Annotated in this window: 13 protein-coding genes; 4 read left to right on the top strand and 9 right to left on the bottom strand. The window is 66.7% G+C overall.

The genetic code is table 11. The annotated features are described in order from the left end of the window. The first annotated feature begins 483 nt into the window (after positions 1 to 483). The 4 genes from E1263_RS31005 to E1263_RS30990 are packed head-to-tail and all read left to right on the top strand — an operon-like array spanning position 484 to position 2,496. The gene (locus tag E1263_RS31005) at positions 484 to 1,020 is read left to right on the top strand and encodes a hypothetical protein (protein ID WP_132173813.1); all 537 of its coding nucleotides are present in this window, start codon (positions 484 to 486) and stop codon (positions 1,018 to 1,020) included. Continuing rightward, positions 1,020 to 1,379 (top strand): hypothetical protein, encoded by a 360-nt coding sequence (locus E1263_RS31000; RefSeq protein WP_132173811.1) that lies wholly within the window; start codon positions 1,020 to 1,022, stop codon positions 1,377 to 1,379. Before E1263_RS31005 ends, E1263_RS31000 begins: the two co-directional genes overlap by 1 nt. A 9-nt stretch (positions 1,380 to 1,388) precedes the next feature. Next, positions 1,389 to 1,853 (top strand): PPOX class F420-dependent oxidoreductase, encoded by a 465-nt coding sequence (locus E1263_RS30995; protein WP_132173809.1) that lies wholly within the window; start codon positions 1,389 to 1,391, stop codon positions 1,851 to 1,853. A gap of 4 nt (positions 1,854 to 1,857) precedes the next feature. Beyond that, a complete protein-coding gene (locus E1263_RS30990; RefSeq protein WP_132173807.1) occupies positions 1,858 to 2,496 on the top strand; it encodes an SMI1/KNR4 family protein in 639 nt (212 codons plus the stop codon). Here E1263_RS30990 and E1263_RS30985 read toward each other — a convergent pair. The 9 genes from E1263_RS30985 to E1263_RS30945 form a co-directional block, all read right to left on the bottom strand. Beyond that, the gene (locus E1263_RS30985) at positions 2,493 to 3,185 is read right to left on the bottom strand and encodes a GntR family transcriptional regulator (protein WP_132173805.1); all 693 of its coding nucleotides are present in this window, start codon (positions 3,183 to 3,185) and stop codon (positions 2,493 to 2,495) included. The genes E1263_RS30990 and E1263_RS30985 overlap by 4 nt on opposite strands. Positions 3,186 to 3,292: 107 nt before the next feature. After that, the gene (locus tag E1263_RS30980) at positions 3,293 to 4,240 is read right to left on the bottom strand and encodes a quinone oxidoreductase family protein (RefSeq protein ID WP_132173803.1); all 948 of its coding nucleotides are present in this window, start codon (positions 4,238 to 4,240) and stop codon (positions 3,293 to 3,295) included. 64 nt (positions 4,241 to 4,304) lie between these two features. Beyond that, the gene (locus tag E1263_RS30975) at positions 4,305 to 5,204 is read right to left on the bottom strand and encodes an amidohydrolase family protein (protein ID WP_132173801.1); all 900 of its coding nucleotides are present in this window, start codon (positions 5,202 to 5,204) and stop codon (positions 4,305 to 4,307) included. Between the two features lies 1 nt (position 5,205). After that, positions 5,206 to 5,595: a cupin domain-containing protein gene (locus E1263_RS30970; protein ID WP_132173799.1), complete on the bottom strand. Its 390-nt coding sequence runs from the start codon at positions 5,593 to 5,595 to the stop codon at positions 5,206 to 5,208. Beyond that, positions 5,595 to 7,178 carry an FAD-dependent monooxygenase gene (locus E1263_RS30965; RefSeq protein ID WP_132173797.1) on the bottom strand — a complete coding sequence of 528 codons (1,584 nt, stop codon included), beginning with the start codon at positions 7,176 to 7,178 and terminating at the stop codon, positions 5,595 to 5,597. Before E1263_RS30965 ends, E1263_RS30970 begins: the two co-directional genes overlap by 1 nt. Further along, positions 7,175 to 7,894: an SDR family NAD(P)-dependent oxidoreductase gene (locus E1263_RS30960; protein ID WP_132173795.1), complete on the bottom strand. Its 720-nt coding sequence runs from the start codon at positions 7,892 to 7,894 to the stop codon at positions 7,175 to 7,177. Before E1263_RS30960 ends, E1263_RS30965 begins: the two co-directional genes overlap by 4 nt. Then, the gene (locus E1263_RS30955; protein ID WP_132173793.1) at positions 7,891 to 8,589 is read right to left on the bottom strand and encodes a GntR family transcriptional regulator; all 699 of its coding nucleotides are present in this window, start codon (positions 8,587 to 8,589) and stop codon (positions 7,891 to 7,893) included. Before E1263_RS30955 ends, E1263_RS30960 begins: the two co-directional genes overlap by 4 nt. Then, positions 8,586 to 9,257: a fumarylacetoacetate hydrolase family protein gene (locus E1263_RS30950; protein WP_238161684.1), complete on the bottom strand. Its 672-nt coding sequence runs from the start codon at positions 9,255 to 9,257 to the stop codon at positions 8,586 to 8,588. Before E1263_RS30950 ends, E1263_RS30955 begins: the two co-directional genes overlap by 4 nt. A gap of 282 nt (positions 9,258 to 9,539) precedes the next feature. Continuing rightward, entirely contained in the window at positions 9,540 to 9,941 is a 402-nt protein-coding gene (locus tag E1263_RS30945; protein ID WP_132173789.1) for a RidA family protein, read from the bottom strand. Positions 9,942 to 9,950: the final 9 nt, after the last annotated feature.

Here is a 9,950-nt window from a genome sequence, read left to right as displayed (position 1 = left end):
CCCCGCCCCTTGGACTTGGACAGGAAGGCACGAGCTTCGTCAAGCGCCGTGATCCCCGTCATGCCCCCATGTTCGAACACCTGTTCGACTGTGTCAATCCGCCCCGCCCCCGCTGCCATCTTTGAGCACCCACCAACCACTTCCAGCCCGAAAAAATGGTTGGTGGGTACTCAAAGTGCGCCCCGGGCGGCTGGTGGGTGCCCAAAGAAACGCCGACCCACCTTTGAGCACGAACGCCATCTTTGGGTAGCCACCGACCACTCTCCGCCCGAAAAAATGGTTGGTGGGTACTCAAAGTGCGCCCCGGGTGCCTGGTGAGTACCCAAAGAAACGCCGACCCACCTTTGAGCACGAACGCCATCTTTGGGTAGCCACCGACCACTCTCCGCCCGAAAAAATGGTTGGTGGGTACTCAAAGTGCGCTCTGGGTGCCTGGTGGGTGCCCAAAGGGCGGGTGAGCCAGTGCCGCGCTAGGGTCCGACCATGCTTCGTGTCGATCATCACCGCTTCCGCAGCGCGCTGGCGGAGATCGAGGCCAGCATCGACGCCGCCTGGAACACGTTCTGCGCCGGCTCCGGAGTCACCCCCGGTACGCCGGAAGCCCAGGAGCTCGCCCAGATCGTCCTGCAGGACACCTCGGAGTTCGACTGGCGCGTGGTCGACGGAGCGCTCAAACAGCTGACCTGTACCGAGTGCGGCAACGGCCTCGGCGCCGGCCCTCTCGGCTGCGCTGCCTGCGACCTGGCCAACGGCTTCCGCTTCGCCGCCCAGGAGACCGACCGCCCCGACGCCCAGTCCCGCAACGAACACGCACTCCGCGTCTCCTCCGCCGTCGCCCGCACCAGGCACCGCTACACCCCCCAGGCCCGCACCGGCTACGAGCTCGCCCTCCCCTGCCTGCTGGCAGGCAGGATGCCCACCACCCCACAGGCCCAGCGCGCCAAGGACCGGATCAACCAGCTCAGCGACGACGAACTCGATCGCCTCATCGACCCACGGCCCCTCTACGGAGACGTCTGATGGACACCCTGTACGACGCCGTCGCCCACCACCACGACACCCTCGCCGCCTGGCTCGGCGGCCAAGGCGGTCCCGAGGTCCTGGACCACTTCCGCGCCGCCCACCACCCGGACTTCGCCCTCATCACCATCGACGGCACCAAGCTCGCCCTCGATGACCTGATGACCGCCCTCGGCACAGCCCACAACGCCGCACCGGGCCTCACCATCACCATCGACCAGTTCGAGCTGATCACCCAGTCCGGCGACACCGCCGTCTGCCGCTTCCTCGAACAACACTCCACCGGCACCACCCGCTGGACCACCGCGGTACTCACCGGCCCCCAGTGGCTGTCCGTCCAGGAGACTGCCGTTCTCTAAGGTGGTGGCATGGCTAGAGCTATTGCTACGAACACCAAGGTTGATCTCGACGGGCTGCTGGAGTTTGTGCGGCCGCGGCATCACATGTTGCTGATCACTACTCGTGCGGACGGTACGGCGCAGGCGTCGCCGGTGTCGGGTGGTGTCGACGCGGAGGGGCGCATCGTCATCTCGTCGTACCCGGGGCGGGCGAAGAGCACCAACGTGGAGCGGAATCCGCAGACCAGCGTCGTGGTGCTGTCGGACGAGTGGAACGGCGCGTGGGTGCAGGTGGATGGCGAGGGTGAGGTCATCCAGCTCCCGGAAGCCGTGGAGCCGCTGGTCGACTACTACCGCTCGATCTCGGGTGAGCACCCCGACTGGGACGAGTACCGCGAGGCGATGCGTGCCCAGGGCAAGTGCCTGATCCGCATCACCCCCACCCGCTGGAGCCCGTTGGCCACCGGCGGCTTCCCGGCCCACCTCGCCGACTGAGCACGTGTCGGTTGCCACGTCGTGGGCCCGGATCGTCGGGTGGCTTGCCAGCAACCACCCGGCGTCGATACCTCACATCAACCCACCGGCGACGGCGGTTGACCTGCGCTACCTGCAGGCCGCGATGAACCGCCCGCTACCGGTGGACCTGGTCGACTTCCTGCAGATCGCCAACGGGACCAACCACCGCTACATCTACGGCTACCTGATCCCGTCGTTCTACAACCTCGTCCCGGTGATGGAGATGCTGTCGACGCGGACGATGATGCGGGAGATCGACGGCCGGGTTCGTGGTGTCGGCCCGTGGCCGGATGAGGGCGAGCCGGCCGGGCGACCACCGATGCACTGGCTCGACGCCCTTCTCCCGATCGCAGATGCGTACGGCGGTGGTCACCTGTACGTCGATCTGCGCGACGGCGACCAGTTCGGGTGTGTCGGGCAGTGGGACGAGGGCTTCGCGTCGGCGGCGCCGTACTGGGGCAGCGTCGGCGAGATGCTCGCCGACGTCGCAAGTGCGTTGGCCGACGGACGTCCTGCCCTCCAGGTTCACGCGGATGGAGCCACCCGGCCGGGTGAGCGGATCGGGACTGCGCTGCCCCACGTTACCGACGGCTACCTGCACTGGGGCGACATACCTGCCTAGGCTCGGTTGGTTCGGCGTTCCATGGTTTCGGTGATGCGCTTCATGGCGCCTTCGAGGTGGTCGCGGAGGGCGGTTTCGGCCTGGGCCTCGTCGTGGGCCAGGCAGGCGTCGAGGATGGCCTGGTGTTCGCGGCGGGTTTGTTCGATGCGGGCCTTGGTTTGGCGGGAACCGAAGCGGTAGCGCTCGGAATTTTGCCAAACAGGTTCGATGGCGCGGGGCAGCCAGCGGGAGCCGCCGGCGCGGTAGATGGCGAAGTGGAACTCGGTGTGGGCCTGGCGGGAGGCGATGTTGTCGCCGAGCTTGGACAGGCGGACGTGCTCGGCCAGGGCGGTGCGGGCGGCGACCGCGTCGGCGTCGGTGAAGCGGGTGGCGGCGGCGCGAACGGCGAGGGACTCCAGGGAGAGCCGGGTCTGGTGGGTGTCGCGGAGGTCCTCGACGGAGAGCTCGCGGACCCAGGCGCCCTTGTGGGGCACGATCTCGACCAGTCCGAGCGCGGCCATCCGGCGGAGCCCTTCGCGAATCGGCATCTGGCTCATGTCCAGCCGTTTGGCGAGCTCCTCGAGACGCAGCGCCGTACCGCTGGGCAGTTCACCGGACAGGATGAGCTCGTGCAGTTCGGCGGCGGCTTCCTCGGCGAGAGTACGGCGGCCGCTCGGCCCCCCAGGCGTGAGCTCGAGTCGTCGGGTCATTGGGCGCGGGCTGCCTCTCTCCTCCACACAGAACAGCTCTGGGAGGTAACCGTACGGCAGGGCGGGCCGTCACCGCGCCTTCGCCAACAGATTGCTCAGCTCGAAGTTCAGCTGAGCACTGTCAGATCCAGTAAAAACCGTGTAGCGGAAGCGGATCGGTCCAGAACCTCACTGATCCGGCTGGCCGGCAACAGCTCGACCTCCGGCCGCAGCCGCGCCGGTGCGATATCCGCCAACGCCTGACCAACGGCACCTGGTTCAAGTGTCGTTCGCTGCACGTTGACCGGCAGCACTCGCAGGTCGCGGCCGATCAGCTGATGCAGATCGAGAGTTGTGAACTCACCAGTCTTGTAACCCAGTAGGGCGATTCGCCCGCCTGGGGTGATGTGTCCGAGCACCCCACTGGTCACCGGACCGCCCAGAGTGTCGACCGCAAGATCGCACCACGGCAGGTCACGACCGACCTGGCCCAGCTCGTCCACACGCACGATCTGGTCGACCAGATCACCAACCAGCTCCACCGACTCCATCACTCCGGCCAGCCCGATCACCCGAGCCGCACCGGCAGACCGAGCAACCGCTGCGCACAGTCGCGCGACCAGTCCGGTGATGCCGGTAACGACGACGGTCTCACCAGCCAGCACCTGACCAACACGCCGTACGGCGGTATGTGCCGTCAGCGCCGGTGTCAGCAACGTCAGTGCGGTCGTCGGCTCCAGTGTCGGGGGCAGTGGATGCACAGCAGCATCGGGAACGACGGCGTACCGGCCCCACAGCCCGGGCCTCGTCACACCGATCCCCTCGCCGCGCAGCACCACACCGGCACCGGTCGCGGCGACAGCCGAGCTGATGACCACTCCGAACCCCTCGGAGCCCGGAGTAAATGGCGCATACAGCTGCTTGCCGCTCAGCAATGCCCGGTCCTGCGAGGTGACCGCAGCCAGCCGCATCTCGACCAGCGTCTCCCCCGGACCGGCGGTCTGCGAGATCTCCTCGACCGCCAACTCCGGCCCAGGCCCGTGACTGCGCAGCACAGTCCCTTCCTGCGACCTCATCGCTTCACCCCGTCCACCCCGATTTGATATCTGATCACAACAGCCCTCGGCGCTAACCGCCACCTCACTCCGCCGAGACCTCCTTGGCCAACGGCACCGTCAGCTCGTCAGCGGCCAGCGCACGCGAGCCCACCACACCGTCACTACCCATCGGGAACGGCCAATCGCTCCCGGCCAGCACATGGGCGGCACCGAAGGTCCGGACGAGCAACTGCAGCATGGCCTCGTCGTGCACGAGGTCGTCGACGTAGAAGCTGCGGACTGCTTCGGCCACCGGCATCGAGAGCTCCTCGATCCCAGGCCGGGCTGTCTGGACCCCGCGCTGCCAACGTCCGGCCACCGCCGCCGTCACCCCTCCCCCATGACACAAACAGAATCTGATCCCCGGGAACCGGCCTGGCACATCCGTGAAGACCAGTGACGCCGCGGCCAGGCCGGTCTCGTACGGATTCCCCAACAGGTTCGACATGTAGAACGAGTGGAGCCGCTTGTCGTCACTGTGTCCCGGATGAATCAGTGTGAAAGCCTCCAGTTCGTGCAGCACCCGCCACACCGCGTCCAGTCCCGCCAGGTCCGGCGTACCGAGTGCGAAGCCGCTGAAGACGCCCTCCCGGGCAAGCGATGCAGCCACCGCCGGAGCGGTCGGATCCAGCAGCGGGAGCTGGCCAAGAACCCGCAGCTGCGGTGTGGCGAGCTCTCGCAGTCCCTGGTTCACCAGCTCAGCCCACTCGACCCCAGCGTCGTACCTGAACAGGGCGGGCGGCACAGAAACCACTGCGCCATCCAGGTCCTGCTCAGCGATCCACTGCAACAGCGCAGCCGGGTCCGCCAGTCGCTTGAGCGGTAGCCGCTGCCCGTCGACCACCAGCGAGCCGCTGTCGATGGACAGCCCGTACTCGCCCCGATGCGCCGCCGTAAGCACGGTCGGCGGTATCAGGTGCGTGTGGACGTCCCAGCCCGCCATATCAGCGCGCGTCCTCGTCGTTGTCGTAGAACGACGGCCGCTCCGGGTAGTGCGGACCGTCGTACACCTCCAGCAGCACCGAGGTCTCCTCGGCCAGCGTCGGCCCGTGCACACAGCCCTTGGGGTTCCAGTAGAAGCTGCCCTTGGTCAGCGTGACTCCCGTCGGCACGTACACGTACCGCCCGCTCAGGCAGAACATGAACTGGTTCGACGCATGCTTGTGCTCGGACGGGATCCCGGACCCCTTCTCGAAACGCACCAGCGCGATCGACGCCTCGGTCTCCGGGTCCCGCCACAACATCTTGTGGGACAACCCGTCCAGGGACTTCTCTACCCAGTTCAGGTCTTCGGTCTGCAGCAACAGCTCACGCAGCGGCTCGTCGAAGCTCATCAGCCCTCCTCCCGAGGCACAGGCCGACCGGTGACTCGCGTGTACAACTCAAAAGCCACACCAGCTCGCAGAGGCGCCACAGCAGCCACGTGCCCATCCGGCCGCAGCAGTACGACGCTCTCCGCCGGTACGCCGTACCTGTTCGTGGCAATGCTTCCCGGATCGAACAGCGACCGGTCGCGCAGCCCAGAGTCGTGGGGCGCGTCCCATCGGGACACCGCGTAGTGCCGCAGCGCAGGCGAGTCGTTGACCGGAATGTCCGGCCGCCGCCGCACATCAGTGAAGTACAAAGCCACAAACGACTCTCGAACCAGCTCATGAATCGTCACTCGTCCAGCCGGCCCTTGCAGAGCGAGGTCCGGCGCGCGATCACCCGCCCGTACGGCGGGCGGCTCGGCGGTATTAGCCACCATCGACCAGTCGCCCACTCCGTCTACGTCCAGCCGCACACTGAGCAGAGTCCGCGTGTACGCCGTCGCCCAGTCGCTGGTGTCAGCAGTCACTGCACCTCGCTGGTGGGACATGTACTTCCGGGCCGCCTCAGCCATCTCAGCGGACCCATTGGTCGCCACAGGCCGCTGCTCCTGCTCGTATCCATCCAGCAACGACGGATCGGCCCAGCCACGCAGCACCCAGGCCAACCGCCATGGCAGGTTGGAGGCGTCGAGCGCACCGGTGTTCAGACCGAGCGCCCACATCGGGGTGATCAGATGCGCGGCATCACCCATCAGGAACACCTTGCGGTCGACGGTCCACTTCTCCGCGACCCGGTGGTGCACGTTGTAGATGACTGTGCCGAGCAGCTCGATGCGGTCGACCTCACCGATGAACTGCTTCACCTTCACCAGCAGGTCCTCGTCGCCCGGCGTCTCCGCCCCCGCCGCCAGCGGGAACAGGAACCGCCAGTTGTCCGGCTGCCGGATCAGCACCATCCACTCGGTCCGGTCCGCGAAGTAGGCGAGGTACGGGTAGTCGCGGGCGTTGTCGACGTCCAGGTCCACCGCGACGTCGATCAGCATGTACCGCTCGGGCAGCGTCTCCCCCACCACCGGCACACCGAGCGCGTCACGCACTCTGCTCCGGCCGCCGTCGCAGGCCAGCAGCTGTGCGGCCTCCAGCGTCTGCGGACCGTCCGGTGTCTCCACCTGCAACACCACGCGGTCGTCCAGCACCTCGAACGACGTCAACCGGTGCTGCGTCCGGACCGTGTGCCCAGCGCGCTCCAGTGCGGCCGCGAGGATCGGTTCCATCCGCTGCTGCGGCAGGTTGATCACGAACGGGAACTGCGTGTCGTTGACCAGCTCGGCCAGTCGCACCGACGCACGCGGCGTGTTGGTGGCGCGGTCGATGTCGCCGATCTCGTCGATCCGCACAGCCGCGTTCAGAATCTCCTCGACCGCGCCGTACCGGTTCCAGATCTCCAGGGTGCGACTGAGCGTCGTACCGGCCTTGGTGTCCGACGACAGCGTCGCGTCCTCCTCCAGGAGCACGAACGGTACGCCGTAGTGCGCGAGACCGAGTGCCGTGGTCAGACCGATCGGTCCGGCTCCCACGACGACGACGGGCAGCTGGTCAGCAGTCAAGAGTCACCTCTCGCAAAGGCTCGTTCCCGGGTCAGCGTGGACCCGGTCATCGTGGCCGCATCGGACAGCAGGAACAGCAACGGGCCGACCACGTCCTCGGGGTCGCCGATTCCTATCGTCTCCCGCCAGTGCTCCCGGTCCGCACCCTGGTTCGCACTGCGGAACTGCTCGGTGTCGATCACACCCGGCGCCACCACGTTCACCCGCACCCGGTCCGAGGCCACCTCGGCCGCCAGCGTCTTCGCGAACGCGACCAGTCCGGCCTTGCTCGTCGCGTACGCCGCTGCGCCCGGATAGCCCGTCGCTGCCATCCCAGAGGTGAACACCACGACCGAACCGGACCGCTGCGCCACCATGTGCGGTACGACGGCCTGGCACACCCACACCACACCATCCAGGTTCACCTGGAGCGTGCGAGTCCACTCCGCCGGCTCCAGCTCCAGAACAGCCGCCCGCGGCTGCACCGCCGCCCCAGCGACCAGTCCGTCAATCCGCCCGAAATCAGCGACCACACCGGCCACCGCCGAGTCCACAGCAGAACGGTCCGCCACATCAACCTCGACAAACACCACTGCCGGATCCGACGGCCGCACGACATCAAAGACCACAGCAGTCCCGCCGTACGACGTAATCGCGCGAGCCAACGCCGCACCGATGCCCTGAGCGCCACCGGTGATCACGACGACCACTCCGGTCGCGTCAAAGGACACCTTCACGACGACTCCTTCTGTCGAGAAGTCATCGTCTCGGTGATCCGCTGGAACGCGCCAGCCAGATGGTCATGCAAAGCCGTCTCAGCACCGTCAACATCCCGCGCAGCGCACGCATCGAGGATCGCCTGGTGCTCCCGCCGGTTCTGCTCGATCATCGCCGCCGTGAGCCGGCTACCGAACCGATAGCGCTCGGAATTTTGCCAAACTGGCTCAATCGCCCGCGGCAACCACTGCGACCCACTGGCCCGGTACAGGGCGAAGTGGAACTCCGCATGGGCGTCCCGAGCACCAGCCAGGTCCTGTGCCTGCGACAACCGGAGGTGGTCAGCCAGCGCAGCAGCAGCCTTCTCAGCATCGGCCTCGGTGAACCGCTCTGCTGCAGCACGCACTGCGAGCGACTCCAGCGCCAGCCGGGTCTCGTGCGTGTCCCGCAGATCCTCCAGCGACAGGTCACGCACCCACGCACCGCGGTGCGGGATGATCTCGACCAGCCCGAGCGCCTCCAGCCGCCGGAGTCCCTCCCGGACCGGCATCTGGCTCATCTCGAGCCGATTGGCCAGCTCCACGAGCCGCAGCGGCGTACCGCTGGGCAGCTCACCGGACAGGATCAGCTGGTGCAGCTCCGCAGCCGCATGCTCAGCCAGGGTCCGCCGCCCACCCCGGCCACCACCAGGCAACAACTCCAAAGGCCCATTCATACCGCCACCACCCGATTCCGCAGCTCACCCAACTTGTCCGAGCGTGTGACGACCACGTCACCGTCCTGCAGGAACACCGCGGGCTCCCGCGCATTACCGATCCCAGCCGGCGTCCCGGTCAGCAATAGGTCACCAGGCCGCAGTGTCATCCCGAACGACAGCTCACTGATCAGCGTGGCCACGTCGAACGCCATCTGCCGCGTCGACGCGTCCTGCCGCACCTCACCGTTCACCAGACACTGCAACTGCACGTCCTGCGGATCACCCAGCTCATCGGCCGTGACGATCCACGGCCCGAGCGGCATGGTGTTGTCGATGCTCTTGCCCTTCAGCCACTGACCGCCGTGCGCACGCTGCAGATCCCGTTGCGACACGTCGTTGGCCAGCGTGTAGCCCCAGACATAGTCCAAAGCCTCATGCACCGGAATATCCCGCCCGGTCTTGCCGATCACGAGCGCCACCTCGGCCTCGTAGTCCCATTTCGACGAGATCGCCGGGTCCCACGCGATGTCGTCGTACGGGCCGATCACGACGTCCGGTCCCTTGGTGAAGAACGTCGGATGCAACGGCCGCTCGACGTCCTGGCCTTCGCGTTTACCCTTACTCTCCTCGAAGTGGTCCCAGTAGTTCCATCCCGTACACAGGATGTCCCGCCGGAACCGCCGCAACGGAGGACCCAAAAGATCAGGTGAGTAAGGGATCCGCTCACCCGAGAACACCGGGCCCGAGGCAATCACCTCACGAAGATCTGTTGCCACCAGCAACAGAACCGAGTCTCCCTCAAGCACGCCAGGCCGCTCAGACCCGGCGCACGAAACCATCACGTACCGCATCTCAGGTCCACTCAACGCCGCGCATGGAATCACCAGAACTCGCCCGCGTCGCTTCGCTCCAAGAGCGGACAAGACCTGGGAGACCGCTGTGCTTTTTGATGAACTCGCTTCGCTCGTTCATGCAGGCGGAATCACCGCGATCGCATTGATCTCGATCAGATAATCGGGATGTGCCAGCTTGCTGACCTCGACCATCGTGGAGGCCGGCAGTGGTTCACTGAAGTACTGCGCGCGGATCTCGTGGATCTTCGCGAAGTCCTCCATGTTGCGCACGTACACATCCACCCGGCAGACGTCTGCCAGCGTTCCACCGGCGGCACGCACCGCGGCGGAGACGTTCTCGCAGACCTGCCGGGTCTGCTCGCGGATGTCGCCGACACCGGCGATGCTGCCGTCCGGACGGCGCGCGGTCATCCCGGACACGAACACGAACCGTCCGGTCGCCGCGACCGTGGTCGCCTGCGAGAACACGCCGTTCGGGCTGTGCAGTTCGGTCGTGGAGACCTGTGCCTTCACCATTTGCTCAGC

Source organism: Kribbella antibiotica (genome assembly GCF_004349055.1).
GTDB classification, from domain to species: domain Bacteria; phylum Actinomycetota; class Actinomycetes; order Propionibacteriales; family Kribbellaceae; genus Kribbella; species Kribbella antibiotica.
Note: the sequence above shows the minus strand (reverse complement) of the source record. Positions and strands in the feature narration are given on the sequence as shown.